General features: G+C 52.5%; 11 protein-coding genes, 6 tRNA genes and 2 riboswitches (1 of these 19 running past the window's edge). All 17 genes read right to left on the bottom strand.

Translation table 11 applies throughout. The annotated features are described in order from the left end of the window. Positions 1 to 366: 366 nt before the first annotated feature. The gene (purB, locus tag HP435_RS03320; protein ID WP_063229604.1) at positions 367 to 1,662 is read right to left on the bottom strand and encodes an adenylosuccinate lyase; all 1,296 of its coding nucleotides are present in this window, start codon (positions 1,660 to 1,662) and stop codon (positions 367 to 369) included. A 2-nt stretch (positions 1,663 to 1,664) separates the two neighbouring features. Further along, positions 1,665 to 2,822: a 5-(carboxyamino)imidazole ribonucleotide synthase gene (gene purK / locus HP435_RS03315; RefSeq protein WP_122965611.1), complete on the bottom strand. Its 1,158-nt coding sequence runs from the start codon at positions 2,820 to 2,822 to the stop codon at positions 1,665 to 1,667. Beyond that, positions 2,819 to 3,307, bottom strand: coding sequence for a 5-(carboxyamino)imidazole ribonucleotide mutase (purE, locus tag HP435_RS03310; RefSeq protein WP_173597812.1), 489 nt, complete (start codon positions 3,305 to 3,307; stop codon positions 2,819 to 2,821). The genes purK and purE overlap by 4 nt, the downstream gene beginning before the upstream one ends. Before the next feature lie 181 nt (positions 3,308 to 3,488). Next, positions 3,489 to 5,036, bottom strand: a complete 1,548-nt coding sequence (locus HP435_RS03305) for a M1 family metallopeptidase (RefSeq protein ID WP_173599433.1) — start codon at positions 5,034 to 5,036, stop codon at positions 3,489 to 3,491. 19 nt (positions 5,037 to 5,055) lie between these two features. Continuing rightward, positions 5,056 to 6,516, bottom strand: coding sequence for a M1 family metallopeptidase (locus tag HP435_RS03300; RefSeq protein ID WP_229049805.1), 1,461 nt, complete (start codon positions 6,514 to 6,516; stop codon positions 5,056 to 5,058). A gap of 99 nt (positions 6,517 to 6,615) precedes the next feature. Next, on the bottom strand, positions 6,616 to 7,911 hold the full coding sequence (locus tag HP435_RS03295) for a histidine--tRNA ligase (protein WP_173597809.1): 1,296 nt from the start codon (positions 7,909 to 7,911) through the stop codon (positions 6,616 to 6,618). Between the two features lie 284 nt (positions 7,912 to 8,195). Continuing rightward, positions 8,196 to 9,572 (bottom strand): NCS2 family permease, encoded by a 1,377-nt coding sequence (locus tag HP435_RS03290; RefSeq protein WP_063229610.1) that lies wholly within the window; start codon positions 9,570 to 9,572, stop codon positions 8,196 to 8,198. A gap of 120 nt (positions 9,573 to 9,692) precedes the next feature. Further along, positions 9,693 to 9,794: riboswitch (purine riboswitch) on the bottom strand. A gap of 89 nt (positions 9,795 to 9,883) precedes the next feature. Next, positions 9,884 to 11,422 (bottom strand): glutamine-hydrolyzing GMP synthase, encoded by a 1,539-nt coding sequence (gene guaA, locus HP435_RS03285; RefSeq protein WP_122965627.1) that lies wholly within the window; start codon positions 11,420 to 11,422, stop codon positions 9,884 to 9,886. 232 nt (positions 11,423 to 11,654) lie between these two features. Continuing rightward, a riboswitch (purine riboswitch) is annotated at positions 11,655 to 11,757 on the bottom strand. A gap of 20 nt (positions 11,758 to 11,777) precedes the next feature. Beyond that, complete coding sequence (locus tag HP435_RS03280; RefSeq protein WP_122965616.1) at positions 11,778 to 14,012, bottom strand: transglutaminase TgpA family protein; 2,235 nt, start codon at positions 14,010 to 14,012, stop codon at positions 11,778 to 11,780. A 4-nt stretch (positions 14,013 to 14,016) separates the two neighbouring features. Further along, entirely contained in the window at positions 14,017 to 15,222 is a 1,206-nt protein-coding gene (locus tag HP435_RS03275; RefSeq protein WP_122965617.1) for a DUF58 domain-containing protein, read from the bottom strand. A 14-nt stretch (positions 15,223 to 15,236) separates the two neighbouring features. Further along, positions 15,237 to 16,190 (bottom strand): AAA family ATPase, encoded by a 954-nt coding sequence (locus HP435_RS03270; RefSeq protein WP_122965618.1) that lies wholly within the window; start codon positions 16,188 to 16,190, stop codon positions 15,237 to 15,239. A gap of 237 nt (positions 16,191 to 16,427) precedes the next feature. Then, positions 16,428 to 16,504 (bottom strand) — tRNA-Arg (locus tag HP435_RS03265). Positions 16,505 to 16,686: 182 nt separating this feature from the next. Beyond that, a tRNA-Gly gene (locus HP435_RS03260) sits at positions 16,687 to 16,762 on the bottom strand. Positions 16,763 to 16,813: 51 nt separating this feature from the next. Continuing rightward, positions 16,814 to 16,892 (bottom strand) — tRNA-Leu (locus HP435_RS03255). A 63-nt stretch (positions 16,893 to 16,955) separates the two neighbouring features. After that, positions 16,956 to 17,031 (bottom strand) — tRNA-Lys (locus HP435_RS03250). 5 nt (positions 17,032 to 17,036) lie between these two features. Then, positions 17,037 to 17,111, bottom strand: a tRNA-Gln gene (locus tag HP435_RS03245). 4 nt (positions 17,112 to 17,115) lie between these two features. After that, positions 17,116 to 17,189: transfer RNA gene (locus HP435_RS03240), tRNA-Thr, on the bottom strand; it runs 2 nt beyond the window's last position.

Below are 17,189 nucleotides of genomic sequence, written 5' to 3'. Positions count from 1 at the left end.
AGTTGATCTCATTGTAAAACGGATCAGAGGCAGGAACCATCGAGTTATATTTCAAGAAGCTTACACTTTTGTAAGGTACTTATAGCTTGCTTGTAAGCTCTCGCACTTATAGGTACGAGAGCCCCACTCGTTTGGTTACAGCCTGAGCCAACTTGCAAAATAATTTTCGGTAACAGGGAAGTAAGCTTTGGCGAAACGGACGAACTCCACTCTGTCCCACACTCGCTTTTTTCCGCTCAGCGTTTTACATCAAAATATATTGAAAAATCCTCCTCATACATGATTTCCACGTAAAAAGGGATGTTCTTCCGCAAAAAAAACGCCCCCGAATCACTCGGGAGCGTTCCTTACAAGCATATTCAAACCTTACAGCAAGCCAAGACGCTGGAAAATCGTATCCACATGCTTCAAATGGTAGCGATAGTCGAAGCATTCATCCAGCTCTTCTTTGGTCAGTGTGGAGCTGACCGTTGCGTCTTCTTCCACGATGGCGCGGAAAGAGCGCTGTTCTTCCCAGGCTTGCATCGCGCGCGGCTGCACCGTATCGTACGCTTGCTCGCGGCTCATGCCTTTTTCGATCAGCTTGAGCATGACTTGCTGGGAGTAGATCAATCCGAATGTGCGATCCATGTTGCGCTTCATGTTCTCCGGGAATACCGTCAAGTTTTTCACGATGTTCATGAAACGGCGCAGCATGTAGTTCAGCGCTTGGGTCGCGTCTGGCAAAATCACGCGCTCTGCGGAAGAGTGGGAAATATCCCGCTCATGCCAGAGCGACACGTTTTCGTAAGAAGTGAGCATGTGACCGCGGATGACGCGCGCAAGACCGCAAATGTTTTCGCTGCCGATCGGGTTGCGCTTGTGCGGCATGGCGGAAGAGCCTTTTTGACCTTTGGCAAACGCTTCTTCCACTTCGCGCATTTCGCTCTTTTGCAGACCGCGGATCTCTGTTGCGAACTTCTCCAGCGAAGTTGCGATCAGAGCCAATGTCGCCATGTACTCGGCGTGACGGTCGCGCTGCAATGTTTGGGTAGAAATCGGAGCCGGAGACAGACCAAGCTTTTCGCATACGTATGCTTCCACGAACGGGTCGATGTTCGCATACGTGCCTACTGCACCGGAAATTTTGCCGTACGCCACTTCTTTTCTCGCCGCCTGGAAACGCGCCAGGTTGCGCTTCATTTCTTCATGCCACAGCGCCAGCTTCAAGCCGAAAGTGGTAGGCTCGGCGTGCACGCCATGCGTTCTGCCCATGCAAACCGTGTCTTTGTGCTCGCGAGCTTTGTCAGCCAAAATCGCAATGAAGTCTTCGATATCTTTTTCCAAAATTTCGTTCGCCTGACGCAGCAAGTAGGACAGCGCCGTGTCCACCACGTCCGTAGAGGTCAAGCCGTAGTGTACCCATTTCTTCTCTTCGCCCAATGTTTCCGAAACCGCACGGGTAAACGCCACTACGTCATGGCGTGTCTCTTCCTCGATCTCATAGATGCGGTTAATGTCAAAGCTGGCCTTGTCCCACAGCTTTTTCACGTCCTCTTCCGGGATGATTCCCAGCTTGGACCAAGCTTCACATGCGAGAATTTCTACTTCCAGCCAAGCCTTGAACTTGTTTTCTTCCGTCCAAATGGCACGCATTTCCGGGCGAGAATAACGTTCGATCATGATTATACCTCCGATGGATTCGTCCAGATTTTCAACTCATCAATGTGGGTGAGCGCTTCTTCCACAGTGGGGGCGAGCACGTTGATATGCCCCATTTTCCGCTTCGCCTTGCTCTCGGCTTTTCCGTACAGATGCAGCTTGGCCGTGCGCGGCAGCTTGTCGATTTGATCGATGACAGGCTGAAGATGCTCTCCCAAAATATTAACCATCACGACGGGAGAGAGCAACTCTGTCGAGCCTAACGGCAAGTTGCAAACAGCCCGGACGTGTTGTTCAAATTGCGAAGTCACACAAGCATCCATCGTGTAATGGCCGGAATTGTGCGGACGTGGCGCCAGTTCATTGACGTACAGTTGCCCGTCTGTGGTCAAAAACATTTCCACAGCGATCAGCCCGACTACATCAAGCTTCTCGACAATCGTGCGGGCGATTTCTTCTGCGCGTGCTTTTACTTCCGGTGCGACACGCGCCGGCACGATGCTCAGGTGCAAGATGTTTTCCTGATGAATATTTTCCGACGTCGGGAATACGGCCAACTCTCCGTCTGGATTTCGCGCTGCAATGACCGACAACTCCATCTGAAAAGGCACGAACTGTTCCACGATCAGCTCTGTTCCTGCCTTGGAGAGTGTCTCGTACGCCTCCGCAAGCTCGTCCTCGCTGCGCAAGACCCACTGGCCTTTGCCGTCATAGCCCCCGGTCGCTGTCTTCATGACCGCAGGCAACCCCAGTTCGGCTACGGCTCCCTGCAAATCTTGCAAACTGCCGACTACGCGAAAAGGTGCGACCGGAATGCCGATTTCGCGAATCGCCGTCTTTTCGGAAATTCGGTTTTGTGTGATGCGCAAAAGGCGGCTGCCCTGCGGCACGTACGCATGGCTTTCCAACACCTCTGCTACTTGTGCATCCACATTTTCAAATTCGTAGGAAATCACGTCGCTGACAGAAGCAAGCTGCATCGCCGCTTCCACGTCATCGTAGCTGGCGACAATTTGCCGATCCGCCGTTTGTCCGCACGGAGCGTCGACGGTCGGGTCCATCGTCACAAAGCGATAACCCATAGCTCGTCCAGCGAGAGCGATCATTCGGCCGAGCTGTCCGCCGCCGAGTATTCCGAGAGTCGATCCTGGTTTGATTTGCTTGCTCTGTTTGGTCGTCATTCCAGTTCGCCAGCCTCCAACACTTTATTGCGCACTTCATCACGTCTTGCCACAAAGCGCTCTTGCACCTCAGGGTATTTGATCCCCAAAATCTGCGCAGCGAGCAGCCCTGCATTGATCGCGCCCGCTTTGCCGATTGCGACTGTGGCGACTGGCACGCCGCCTGGCATTTGCACGATGGACAAAAGCGAATCCAGTCCGTTCAGATTGGAAGACTTCACAGGTACTCCGATTACTGGCAGTTCAGTCTTGGCAGCCACCATGCCTGGCAAATGGGCTGCGCCACCCGCTCCTGCGATGATAACTTCCAGCCCGCGGCTTTTTGCACTCTCGGCATACGAAAACATCAAGTCAGGCGTTCTGTGTGCAGAGACGACCTTCTTTTCGTACGGAACCTGCAATTCATCGAGAATTGCGCATGCTTCCTTCATCGTTTCCCAGTCTGACGTACTGCCCATAATGACGCCTACCAACGGCTGTAGCATGAACCATTCGCCCCCTACGTTTTGTATCATCAGAAGAAAACCCAACCGACTAACGGCTTTTTGCGCCGTACTCATCGCCTGGGCTATTCGTACTCGTTTGCTATCAACATACACAGTGTAGCAGGGAGAAAGTTTGCCTGTCAACCACGCTTCCGAACATTTTAAATTGGGTTTGATTCCATCATTCGTGTTTAACCTTTTCCAACCAGCCGTTCGCTGCTTCCGCAAGCTCCAGCTTGAGATGAAGCCAGTAATCAAAAAACGGTGTGGCATCCGCTCCGCTTGCCGCCGATACCAGTTCCTTGATCGCTGCTCCATTCGCAAGCCCGTACTGGTGCTCACTCACGTACTGGCGCAATAACTGATTCAGCCGTTCGGCTCCCCAAGCATCCCGCAAAGTCCACCACATGACGCCTGAGCGTCCGTAGACCAGCTCATTGTAGCTTTTCCAGTCCGGGAAGGCCGTCACACTCGTCTCGGCGTCAATTCCTTGCTTCGCATACGCTTCCGCCGCTCGCGACTGGCCTTGCCTCATCCGCATGTACGCCTGCGCGCGCTTGGCATCCTTTTCCTGCAAAAACGCCATCGTGGCGTAGTCGGTCAAGCTTTCATCGAGCCACGCCTCCCGCACTTCATCGTTGCCGACGATGCCGTAAAACCATTGATGGGCGGTTTCGTGCGCAACCACAGCCGCTCCCATGCTATTCGCTGTGTTGAAAAATTCCTCTTCAATAAAGACGAGACTCGGATACTCCATTCCCCCGAAAAAGCCGCCCGTCTTGACGACATCGTATTCCTTGTAGGGGTACGTGCCAAACTGTTTTCCATAGTAGTCGAGCGATTCCATCGCCGTCTGGTGCAAGCTGTTCACGACTGCCGCATCATCGCCTTGCTGCGACCAGGTCCGAACGACAGTTTCCCCCACCTTGCCGGACATCGCCTGATACGTGTCATCCATCACGACCATGGCAAAATCACGAACGTTCCAGGCATCCAGCTCGTATATACTTTGGCGCTGCGGCCTTGTTTGCGTGACGACAGCGACACTTTCCAGCCCCGTCGTAGCAAGCTGATACCCTTCCGGCAAATGAACGCGCAGATGATAGTTCGCCACCTCGCTGTAAAACGGGTCGCCGATCGCTGTGTACGGATCGAGTCGCCAGCCGCCGCTGTCCTTGACGGCGAGAATCGGCAGCCAATTGCCGAGCCACATGGCATGATCGTGGTAAGACAGCCGCCCGTTGTTATACGGCACTTGCAGGCGGAAGCTCATCTCCACAACCGTTTCGGCTTTTGCCTTGTTCGGCGGAAGCTGTGGGAGCGGCACGCGCAAAAGCGTGTTCGTTTTTCCTTCATAGCGAACATCAGCTTGGCGTCCGTTTACTTTGACAGCCGAGATCGCAATGCCGCCCGGCTCTCTTTGTTTGCCCAGCACTTGCTCCCAGTTTTCTGAGCGAAGATCCGCCTCTGTAGCGAAAGCATTCGGATACAGATGGAAAAAGGCTTTGTCATCCTGTGGTACAAAGCGGGTCGTCAACGTTCCTTTTACGACTCGCTCGTTCATATCCAGCCACACCTCTGCGCTGTACGTGACAGCTGCCGGCTTCTGCTCCGGGTTGGCGATCACCGCCACATCTGCCCCGGCTTGTCCCGCCCACGGGCTGCTCCACAAGCACACTGCCAGAGCAATCCCTACTACCATGCCGACCACCCAATGCTTGCGCCACATGGCACTCCCCTGCCTTCGCTTACTTTTGCTGCTTTTCGCGTTGTCGTTCCAGCCAGGCCGCTGCCTGTTCCTGCTGGGACATGTCCAGATTCATCCAATAGTCCAAAAATGCGCTCGCGTCCTCGCCAGCCGCTTTTGTCAAAAACGCCTTCCATTGCTCGCCGCTGACAAGCTGGTAACGGTAAGTCGCCACATACTGTCTCAAAACATCATACAGCCGCTCTTCTCCCCAAGCTCCCCGCAACAGCCACAGCATGGAGGTTGTCCTGGAGTAAACGAGATCGCTATAGTATTGATTGGCAGGAAACTCGGTGAGAGCCTGCCACGGCCGCTGATGCTCTTTTACGTAAAGTGGCACAAACGTCCCGTTGGCAAGCCGCCTGCGCACGCGCTCAGCACCGTGTAGCGGATACTGTTCCGTCAGGAAGGCGATCGTTGCATATTCAGTAAAGCCTTCGTCCAGCCACGCCTCGCGAAGCTGATCGTTGCCGACCAATCCGTAAAACCATTGGTGGGCCGTCTCATGCACCACCGTATCAATCGCGTACTCTGCATTCGCCAGAAAATGCCGCCCGTCCAGAAACACCAAAGCCGGGTACTCCATCCCGTTGATCGCCCCGCCTGTCCGAATCACATCGTACTCCGTGTACGGATATGCCCCCAAGTTTTGATGAAAATACGCCAGTGACGAAACAGCCGCCTGATGGTTTTGCTTGGCTTGCTGCACGTCATCCCCTTGGCGCCACCAAGTGCGAACTACTGTATCTCCTGCTTTGCTCTCTGTGCTCTGGTAGCTCGCATCCATGACAACAAGGGCAAAATCGCGCACATCTTTTACGCGCAGCCGTGCCGTTTTTTCTCCTTTTGACGGCGCAATCACCTCTGCTGCTTTATCGGGTGCCGTGCTCGCCCACTGATAGCCCGCTGGAAAAGTGACGTTGACCTCGTAATCTGCGACCTCGCTGTAAAAGGGATCGCCTACAGGCTCGTACGCATCGAGACGCCACCCGCCCTGATCGTACACGGCGAGAATCGGCAGCCAGTTGCCCAGCCAGATCGCGTGCTCATCGTATGACATCCTCCCGTCGTTGTGAGGAAGCTTCATCGCAAAATTCAGCTCGATTTTGTGCGGGCCTGTCTCGCTTATCGGTTTTCCTTCTGCTGCAAGCGGTATCTCCAAAATATGCCCAGTCTTTTTGCCCGCAACCGCTTTTCCGTCGACTGTGAGCTTGTTACTATCATACGTGCCAAGTCCAGGTTCCTTGCCTAAAAGTTCCTCCCATAGCATTCCATCTTGTCGTTTCGTAAATACGTCCGGATAAAGATGAAGGTAGGCATGTTTCGGGTCTTTCGGCCAAAAGGTGATGGCTATGCTTCCGCTCACTTCTTTTTTCACTGGATCAATGTGGACATTCGCCTGATACAACGGCTTTTGCAAAAGCGGCTCCTCGCTTGCCTTAGCTGGCCATCCCAAGTTCATCACCAAGCAACTGCATCCTAGCCAAAAGGCCCATTTCCGCATGCCTTCGCCCCCTTTTTTCTTTATCGTAACGAAAGTGGCAAAAAAAGGCTATCTCCTTTACAGTCTGCTGGACAACCAGCTTGAAACAGAATCGAGTGCTACTGCCTCTTCACTGCCCTGCCGCATGTCCCGCACGATCACCTGTCCGCTGTTCACTTCATTTTCGCCGTAAATCAGCGCGTAGGCTATCCCTTCCTTGTTTGCGTAGTCCAGCGCTTTCTTCAGCTTCCTGCCCGCAAGCTCCAGCTCGACCCGGAGACCGCTCGCACGCAGGCGATTCGCCAGCCCAAGGCCAAGCGTCTCGGTGCCGAGCGGGATGACCAAAACGTCAGCGGCTGCCCGCTCGCTTGCCTCCCGCATGGAGAGCGCCGCCAGAATCACATCAAGCCCAAACGAGATGCCCACTGCCGGATATGTTCGCCCATCGCCTAAAAACCGCCCAATAATCTCATCGAACCTGCCGCCACTGCCGATGCTTGAGGCAATGCTTCGATCCTGCAAAAAAATCTCGTAAACTGTGCCCGTGTAAATCCCCAAGCCGCGGGCCAAAAACGGCGAAAAGCGCACCTCGCCAGAGACGCCTGCTCCTTGCAAGTAGTCAAACAGCTCTTGCAGCTCCTGTACGCCCTGCCGGAAAGTATCAGAGGAAAACTGCTTCGCCAAAGCGTCCAAAGTCAGCGCCCCCTTTTGCAAAAAAGCTGTGATCGCTGCAACAAGCGGCTCCTCCACCTGGCGCTCCCGCAAATCGTCGCGTACCCCTTCCACGCCGATTTTCTCCAGCTTGTCGAGCGACAGCATCACATCTCCCGCCCTTTCTGCCGGTACCCCCAGCTCCTGCAACACGCCCGACAACAGCTTGCGATTGTTTACCTCGATGTACACGTCCAACCCAAGCTTGGCGAATGCCGCAAACGCCATGCTGATCAACTCTGCCTCGGCAAGCATCGAGGACGTACCGACGATATCGACGTCGCACTGGATAAACTCCCGCAGCCGTCCAGTCTTCACCGGACCGTCGCGAAACACTTTGCCGATCTCATAGCGCTTGAAGGGCAATCTCATCTCCGGGTTCATCCCGACGACTTTTGCCAAAGGAACCGTCAAATCGTAGCGCAAGGCGAGTTCCCGCTCCCCTTGGTCACTCAGCCGATAAACTTCTTTCAAAATCTCGTCCCCGCCGCCGTATTTGGATGCGAGCAGCTCATAGTATTGCAATGTCGGAGTCTCCAGCGGCTTGCAGCCGTACGCCTCGAACACCGCCTCCAGCGTGCGCCGTATCCAGTTGCGCTGCGCCTGCTCTTTTGGCAAAAAGTCTTTTGTTCCTTTCACGCTTTTCAAAACGCTGTTTTCCATGTCCCTCATCCTTTCTGTTTTCGAACCAACAAAAATAGCCATGCGAGGCAACTTCATGCCCGCATGGCTACAAAAAAATCACCACCGCAGGCACAAAGCACAAGAAGCGCTTGCACCTGCGGAAACATTTCCGAAGATACAAACGCTCTAGCCGTGGTGATGCTGTTGAAGGAACGATATTTGGCTAAACATGACAGAGGTCCCTCCACATCAAAAGATTTTTCCTATCATAGCGCAAAAAAAGCTCCCCGTCCAGTAGACGAGAAGCCATTTTCCAAAATATCCTATTCGCGCAACCAGATGAAGTAGGCCAGGAACACGAAGAACAGAACGTACATCGCCGGATGCACTTCACGCCCTTTGCCTTTCAGCAACTTCATCACTGGATAAACGATGAAGCCAGTCGCAATCCCTGTTGCGATACTGTAAGTCAGCGGCATCAACAAGATCGTCAGGAACGCCGGGAACGCTTCGTCCAGATCGTTCCAAGCCACATGGGCGATATGCGAAGCCATCAGCACACCGACGATAATCAGCGCCGGGGCGGTAACAGCCGGGGTCACAATCGCGAGCAGCGGCGAGAAGAACAGAGCCAGCAAGAACAGCACGCCTGTAACGATAGCAGTAAAACCGGAACGGCCGCCTGCTGCTACCCCTGCCGTGGACTCGACATAAGCAGTAGTCGTCGAAGTACCGAGTACCGCACCCGCCATACCGGCAATCGCATCAGAAGCGAGCGCTTTGCCAGGACGCGGCAAGTTTCCGTCTTCTTTCAACAATCCAGCTTGGCTGGCTACGCCGAGCAAAGTACCTGTTGCATCGAAGAAGTCAACGAACAAGAACGTAAGAACAACGATCAGCATGTTCACTGTAAACAAAGCAGATGGATCACCGAGGTATTGGAACGCCGCACCGAATGTCGGCGCCAGGCTCGGCGGTGCAGATACAACCTGCTCTGGCAGGCTGACCAGACCGAAGATCATCCCGACTACAGCTGTGACCACCATCCCGATGAAAATACCGGAGTTCACTTTTCGCGAAAGCAGAACGACCGTAACAATCAGACCGAAGATTGCCAGCAAGGCATTTTTCGCAGCCAATACGTCTTCTGGCTTCATTCCTTCATGGTAAAAGGTCAGATGACCCAAAGCGACAAACGTCGCATCATTTGCAACCACAATGCCTGCGTTTTTCAAACCGATAAATGCGATAAACAGCCCAATCCCCGCAGAAACCGCATATTTCAACCCTTTTGGAATCGCTTTGATGATTGCTTCCCGAACGCCAGTCAAGGACAGAATCAAAAAGATCGTACAAGAGACAAATACCCCAGCCAATGCTTGTTGCCAAGGAATGTGCATCGTCAACACGACGGTGTAAGTAAAGAACGCATTCAGTCCCATCCCTGGTGCTTGCCCGATCGGCAAACGTCCAAGAATCCCCATGAGCAGCGTTCCGATCGCTGCTGCCAGAGCTGTCGCCGTGAATACAGCGCCGAACTCAGGGTAGTTTGCTTTCAGATCCGGCGGCAAGTCTGCACCGCTGAGAATGAACGGATTGACAGCCAGAATATACGCCATGGCCAAAAAAGTAGTGATGCCCGCGATTGTTTCGCGGCGGTAATTGGTGCCCAGTTTGTCAAACTCAAAGTACTTCCGCACCGTAAGTCCCCCCATGCTTATGGTAGTGGCAATGAAAAAAGGCCCGGACGCTATTAGTATGCGCCTGGCCTCTTCACAAAACACTCCGGGAACAATTTCAAAAATAATAACAAACTCGCATCCCGTCGACATTTTGTTCGTAGCCAGGTCGTTAATGGCGACCCCGTAGAAACTCTTGAGCCATATTCTCAAGAATATACGAACCTTCCTATATTACCTGTTCACATTGAGAAGTGTATCAGGTGACATATCGAATGTCAACGAAAATACGAACGTTCATTTTTGAAATAAGGTGAACATCCGGATTTATTTTATTCCCACTCAATCGTTGCTGGTGGTTTGGAAGTGACATCGTACACGATGCGGTTTACGTTGTCGACTTCATTGACGATCCGCGTGGAGATTTTCTCCAGAACATCCCACGGAATGCGTGCCCAGTCAGCTGTCATGCCGTCGATGGAAGTAACGGCACGAATGCCTACTGTGTAGGAATAGGTGCGTACATCGCCCATTACGCCCACTGTCGTCATGTTCGGCAGAGCTGTGAAGTATTGCCAAATGTCCCGATCCAAACCTGCTTTGGCAATCTCTTCGCGAAGAATCGCGTCGGATTCACGAACGATCTCCAGTTTTTCCTCTGTCACTTCGCCCAAAACGCGAATGCCGAGTCCCGGACCTGGGAACGGTTGACGCCAAACGATTTCATCCGGCAAGCCAAGCTCTGTACCCAATTTGCGAACCTCGTCCTTGAACAATGTTTTCAAAGGCTCGATCAGTTCGAACTTCATGTCTTCCGGCAAGCCGCCCACGTTGTGGTGGGACTTGATCGTTTGCGCTGTCGCCGTTCCGCTTTCCACGATGTCCGTGTACAGTGTACCTTGCGCCAGGAAGTCCATGTCTGTCAGTTTGCCTGCTTCTTCATCGAATACGTAAATGAACTCGTTGCCGATGATTTTGCGCTTTTGCTCAGGGTCGGAAACGCCTTTCAGCTTGCTCAGGAAACGCTCGCGAGCGTCAATCTTGATCACTTTCATGGAGAATTTCTCACCGAATGTCTCCATGACGCTTTCGGCTTCCCCTTTGCGCAGAAGGCCGTGGTCTACGAACATGCAAGTCAATTGATCGCCAATCGCTCTGTGGATCAACGCTGCTACGACGGAAGAGTCAACGCCGCCGCTCAAGGCACACAGAACTTGCTTGTTGCCTACGGTTTCACGAATGCGAACCAGCTCGTCCTCGATGAAAGTCGTCATGCTCCAGGTAGGCTCGCAACCGCACACGTTAAACAGGAAGTTGCCGATGAACTCGCTTCCTTTTACGGTGTGACGAACTTCTGGGTGGAATTGCACGCCGTACAGCTTGCGCTCAGGGTTGCTGATCGCCGCTACCGGGCAGCTGTCGCTCACAGCATCTACGCTAAAACCAGTCGGAAGCTCTACTACTTTATCGGTGTGGCTCATCCAGACGATTTCATTCGCATCCCATTTTTCGTACAGGCTGTGGGCATTTTGCAAACGCAGCTCCGCTTTTCCGTACTCGCGTTTGCCAGCTCGCTCTACTTTTCCTTCCAGCATGTGGCTCATCAGCTGCATGCCGTAGCAAATACCCAGGATTGGCAAGCCCAGATCAAAAATCGCCGGATCTACTTTAGGCGCTCCCTCTTCGTACACGCTCGCAGGTCCGCCGGAGAAAATAATCCCTTTTGGTTGCATTGCCTTGATTTTTTCTACAGGCGTATTGAACGGCATCAGCTCGCTGTAGACACCGAGATCGCGAACGCGTCGCGCGATCAATTGATTGTACTGGCCTCCGAAATCGAGTACGACGACCATTTCCAATGACTTGTCCATCATATCCCCCTTCTCCTGTTACGCACAGGACGTGAGTGTCGGCTGCAATTTTGCCGACCTCCTCGCTTGATGCATGGTCAAACAGTTTCCGCTTCCCCCGGTTCTGCATCATGCCCACTCGTCTACAAGCCGAATTGTCGCATATTTGCAAAAAAACCGGGACGGTGACTCCGATCTTTCATACGGAGGCAGCGTCCCAGCTTGTGTACACATGTGTGGTTGCATGTACAGAAATCCGAAGTGCTCTCCTCGTAGTCGCCGAATTTACGGTTCAGCGGTAGAAACTTTCAGGCCGTATTCCTGATCATTATACGAGACTCATTGATCGTCATTCTAGCAGATGGGACGGCTTTGTTCAAGGCTTCAGTTGACGGATCAATCTCTCGATCAGCTGCTCTGCCACGGAACGTGCCTTTTGTTCCAATTCCTTGTAGCCGTAAACGGTTCGCTCGTACATTTCCGTCAAGTAACGCAAGTCTTGCCGCTTGTCGGCTGGAATCGTGATTCTGCCTACATACTCCCGGAGAGTCTCACCCGATTGCCGGCGTGAGTAGACACTTTCCATCACGCGAAGCAACCAGTTGAAACGATCCTGGTACTTGTTTCCTTTATGTTGATCAATCTGTCTTCGGAGCCACCATAGTTGAATGTCTTTTCTCCTCTTCCAAGCCATGAAACCCGCAACGGCTGCCACAACCACCAGCCCCGCATTGACTTGCCACGGAATCGAAAAGCTTTTCCCAGGGACGGCATCTCCCTCTTCCAGCTCATTGAAGCGCCCGTCTCCTCTGTCTGGCGAAGTCTGGTTGCCCAGATCCGGCACAGGGATCGGCAATTGCGGTTGGGAGGTTTGCAAATCGTAGTTGAATCGCACTGGCGAGATAAAGGTGCTGGTCGCTTCAAAAGGAATCCACCCGTGACCCGGGAAGTACACCTCTACCCACGAGTGGGCATCTTTGTTGCGAATTTCCATGATGTCGCGGTTTTGATCGTCGCTGCCTACTCTCTCCCCCGGAGCGAAGCCTTTTACCCAGCGCGTCGGGATGTCCAGAGAGCGCAACATAACCGCCATGGAGGTGGAGAAATGATCGCAGTACCCTCTCATGCTGTCAAAGAGAAAATGGTCGACAAAATCTTGACCCTCCGCAGCTACAGGCACATCTTTCGTTTCATACTTATATTTTCCACTCGATCGCAAGTAATTCTCGATCGCCCGGACTTTTTCGTACGGGGTCTTGGCATTTTGCGTAATCGACTTCGCCAGCTCTTTTACACGCGGCGGCAAAGTTGCCGGAAGCTGCAAGTACCGCTCTTTGATCTCTTCCGGATAGTCGGTTCCCGCTTCGGTCACTGCCTTTTCGCTGACAACCGGAACCTCTGCATTCACCTTGTACTGGTTGAGCTTGAGCAGCAATGTGTTAGGAGCGTATTCCGTTTTGCCATTTTGCGATCTGGGCTGGATCAGGTTGATTTTGCCTGCCCGCACCTCTAGCTGTTGGTTCAACTGATCGTACACGACAGTAGCATTCGGCGGAGCGTAATTGCTCACCTTGTTCAATTGCCCCGGATAAAAGACAGTGGCAAACTGCTGCGGTCCTTTAAATTCCAGCGTTGCTTCTACCTTTTTCATTTCGAACCCGTGGAACAGTTCATTTTTCCACTCGTAGTTTTGCGGGTCGAGAATCGCCGTGTAATCGCGTTCCCCTTTCTCCCAGCCTACACCTGTATACAGGTCTTTGGAGTCGCCGCGCCAATAGCTGCGCTCGTTCGTTGTCGCAATGAACACCAGCGTATTGTCTTGCAGAAAAGGTCCGCCCAACCGCTCGTCGTTGTTGTCGTAACCAACTTTTTTCATGACCGCTGTCGGCGTCTCGTTCCCGTTGCCCATCAGAAAAGCAATCGGATCAGGCCAGCTCGCTGCTTTCTTCGGAGCGGCATAGCCGATGCCTACGCTCACGAGAATGATCAGGAGAGAAGCCATCAGAGAACCGAAGAGAAGTCGGCTCCTTTTTTCTGCCACGGTAGCCATGTTGGTCATCTTCATCAAATGACTGACAGCCAGGAGCAAGAACCCGAAAATGAGCGTCCGCACAATCCCCTCGCTGGCGTCATACGGCAAGAACGTATCAAGGACAGCCAAATACAGCTCTGTCAAAAAGACGAACCATAAGCCTTGCCGCTGCTCCAGTACCAAGTACGTCAGCATCGTGATCAAAACGATCAGCATCAGGTCAAACAAGGCATTTCGCGACAAGATGGACATCGCTGCCCAATCCTGCTGAAAAGCCAACGGGAGGTCATGAACTATCTGCCCGTACAACTCCGCCAGCCAATCCGTCGCAAACAGCGGTGTGTCGAACAAAGAAGCATGCAAAAGCCACAGCAGGCCCAGCATTTTGATCGGTATTGTAATCCAGCGATACGGTATGGCTACGTCGATAATCAGCACTCCGGCCACGATCGCATAAAAAGGCCAAAGGATGCCTGTATCTGTCAGCTCCTGCAAAGGCAATAGCCACTCTCTTAGCATCAGGAACAGAAAAAGGGCCGAGACCCATTGCCATACCGTTGGACGTTTCCACACGCTCATGAGTCTAAGCACCTCCTATCCGCTTCCACTCTTGTTCATCGACGTGGATAGACGTACACGATACTTTGCTTCCGCCGAGCAGTTGCAGCATTCGTCTGCGCTCCTGGGAAATGGTGGCTTCGGCATGTACGTAGAACAATTGCACTCTTCTTCCTTTTTGCGACAACGCAATCAGTCGATTGACCAGGTCTTTGTCTACTCGCGGTGTGACGATAATCAGCGTTACACCTTGTTGCTGTTCCAGCGCTTCTCGCCCTACAACCCGTGCGAACGACTCGCTTCCTTGCGGCATGACTCGCGCCAACTGATCAAACACACGCAGGAAGTGGGCATGGGACAGCGCCGGAGCAATCGAGATGCGTTCCTTTTGCCTGTACACCAGCCCGTAGTGATACTGGTTCCGGTTGGCATACGCGATCAGGCTTGCACTTAGCTTTACCGCCGTTTCGAAAAGCTGGGCTGGCTGGCCCTCGTAGCTTTCCTTTTCTACATCAAGGAAAAAGACAGCCTGATTCATCGCCTGATGCTCAAATTCCTTTGTTTTTAAGCCAGTCCCTCTGGCAGATGCACGCCAATGAATCTGGCTCAGACGGTCACCGCGCTGATAATCGCGTACGCCCCTTACCGCAGCGACGTCGTCGGAGCGCTTGTGTGACACGTGGACATTCCCGCTGAAGCTGCCATCGCCCAAAGCCCAATGCGTCAATTCCTTATAGCGTGGATAGACGAGAAACTCCTGGGGGAATGAAAACACTTTCCGCCTTTCGCAAAATCCGAAAAAATCTCCTCCGCTGACAACACACTGATCCAGCGTGTAAAAACCGCGTGGCAGACTGGGAATGACGTAGCGAAACTCCATCTCTTTTTTAAACCAAGGAAAAATCAGCTGTCTGTGCGGCTCATACACGCCTGCGAGACGCTCCGGCAACGGCTCCACAACCATATGCCACCCGAGCGGAAACCGGATTCTCCGGCGCAGACGAACCGTCACAACGACGTCCTCGCCGTCCTGCAAACGGTTGCGATCGATGTGGCGTTCTACTTCCAGCGTAGAGAACATGAGAAAATACGCCAGAGCCTCATATACCAGAAACACCAGACTGCTGTAAAAAAGAAACCAGCTGGAAAAACCGCCCTGAAATTTGGCGAAAACATAGGTGATCACCACAAGCAGGACCGCTTTGAGCTTACCCCATCTTTGCTGTCTCATTCGCAGTCACCGCCTCAGCTCACCGGCACTCGGGTTTCGGTCAAGATCACGGTCAGTACCCGATCAACGGTTGCTCCTTCCAGACGTGCTTCCGGCTTCACGATCATCCGATGGGCGAATACTAACGGCACCAGTTCCTTGACATCATCCGGGATAACGTAATCTCTGCCGCGTACGAATGCAAGTGCCTGCACCGCTTTATACAAGGCAAGTGACCCGCGTGGACTTACACCAAGGTAAATATGGTGGTGTTCACGTGTACGGTGGCAAAGCCGCACAATGTATTCTTTTACCCCTTCCGACACCTTGATCGCAGCAACTTCTTTCTGGAGCTGCGTCAAGTCTGCTGCCGACAAGACAGGCTCAAGCTCTGTGAGCGGATTCACATCTGAGAATCTCGACAACATCCGCATTTCTTCATCTACAGTCGGATATCCCAAGCGTAATTGCATCAGAAAACGGTCCAACTGTGCTTCCGGCAGTGGAAACGTTCCTTCGTATTCCAGCGGGTTTTGCGTCGCCATCACAAAAAACGGGTTGGCCAACCGATACGTTGTGCCGTCTACAGTGACTGAGCGCTCTTCCATCGCTTCCAAAAGAGCTGACTGTGTCTTTGGCGATGTCCGGTTGATTTCATCCGCCAAAATCACGTTTGCAAACAACGGTCCTTGCCGAAATTCAAACTCCATCGTTTGCTGGTTGAAGATCGCTACCCCAGTCACGTCGGTCGGCAGCAAATCGGGCGTGAATTGGATACGCTTGAACTCGCCCCCGATCGATTTGGCCAGAGCGCGTACGAGCATCGTCTTTCCGACACCTGGCACGTCCTCCAAAAGAACATGCCCATTCGCCAAAATCGCTGCGACCATCATCTCGATTACCGAACGTTTTCCAATCAAAACTTTTTCTATATTATCGATCAGTTTAGCAATTGCAGGATGCATTTGGTCCAATTTAATTGGGTTCACGTTGATACATCTCCTGTTCCATCTTATTCTTCCATCACGCATGTAACAAACTCTCGTTGTCACCTGTTTTCCCTTGTATCACCTGTATTGTTGATGTTGAAAATACAGTGTAATTCTAAAGTAATAGATGGAATTGGGAGATACAAGGAAAACTTACTTAAAATTTGTAAGAATGCAGCCGAGGTTATGCAAAAAAGAGTAGGAATTGTTCCTACTCTACGGTTTCATATGAAATAATGGCGTGCCCTGAGAGATTCGAACTCCCGACCTTTTGATTCGTAGTCAAACGCTCTATCCAGCTGAGCTAAGGGCACTTAATTGTAAGAGTCAACCTGAAACGGTTGAATAATGATGGAGCGTACGACGGGTCTCGCTTCTACTGGCACCACTTCGTCGATTTGCTACCCGACAAGCCAGATCTGAAGTGCCCGTGACACTCTTCTTTGATGCTATTCAAGGGTAAACCCGGAACGGGTGAGAGACCCGAGAACATCTATGGAGCGGACGACGGGTCTCGAACCCGCGACCTTCGCCTTGGCAAGGCGACGCTCTACCAATTGAGCTACGTCCGCATGTACATGAACAAAGGTTTGCTCTGGCTGCAAATCCTTTTTCTTATAAGGTGCGGGTGAAGGGACTTGAACCCCCACGGTCTCCCGCCAGAACCTAAATCTGGTGCGTCTGCCATTCCGCCACACCCGCAAGATAAAACAGAAAAGCGCATCGATATTTCTATCGTGCTACTCGACTCTTGATTGTAAAAACTGGTGAGCCATGAAGGACTCGAACCTTCGACCCTCTGATTAAAAGTCAGATGCTCTACCAACTGAGCTAATGGCTCGCAAATGGCTGGGGTACTAGGATTTGAACCTAGGAATGACGGAGTCAAAGTCCGTTGCCTTACCGCTTGGCTATACCCCAATGGTGGTGCCGGCAATAGGACTTGAACCCACAACCCCCTGATTACAAGTCAGGTGCTCTACCAATTGAGCTATACCG

It is taken from the genome of Brevibacillus sp. HD3.3A (assembly GCF_013284375.2).
Classification (GTDB): Bacteria; Bacillota; Bacilli; order Brevibacillales; family Brevibacillaceae; genus Brevibacillus; species Brevibacillus parabrevis.
The sequence above is the reverse complement of the archived record's forward strand: the minus strand, read 5'-3'. Positions and strand labels throughout refer to the sequence as shown.

Bases quoted from the DNA above. Each gene is read 5' to 3' on its own strand.
- purK (WP_122965611.1), bottom strand. From the start codon at position 2,822: ATGACGACCAAACAGAGCAAGCAAATCAAACCAGGATCGACTCTCGGA.
- HP435_RS03300 (WP_229049805.1), bottom strand. From the start codon at position 6,516: ATGAACTTGGGATGGCCAGCTAAGGCAAGCGAGGAGCCGCTTTTGCAA.
- HP435_RS03275 (WP_122965617.1), bottom strand. From the start codon at position 15,222: ATGAGACAGCAAAGATGGGGTAAGCTCAAAGCGGTCCTGCTTGTGGTG.
- purE (WP_173597812.1), bottom strand. From the start codon at position 3,307: ATGCTACAGCCGTTGGTAGGCGTCATTATGGGCAGTACGTCAGACTGG.
- purB (WP_063229604.1), bottom strand. From the start codon at position 1,662: ATGATCGAACGTTATTCTCGCCCGGAAATGCGTGCCATTTGGACGGAA.
- HP435_RS03280 (WP_122965616.1), bottom strand. From the start codon at position 14,012: ATGAGCGTGTGGAAACGTCCAACGGTATGGCAATGGGTCTCGGCCCTT.
- HP435_RS03295 (WP_173597809.1), bottom strand. From the start codon at position 7,911: ATGGAAAACAGCGTTTTGAAAAGCGTGAAAGGAACAAAAGACTTTTTG.
- HP435_RS03305 (WP_173599433.1), bottom strand. From the start codon at position 5,036: ATGTGGCGCAAGCATTGGGTGGTCGGCATGGTAGTAGGGATTGCTCTG.
- guaA (WP_122965627.1), bottom strand. From the start codon at position 11,422: ATGGACAAGTCATTGGAAATGGTCGTCGTACTCGATTTCGGAGGCCAG.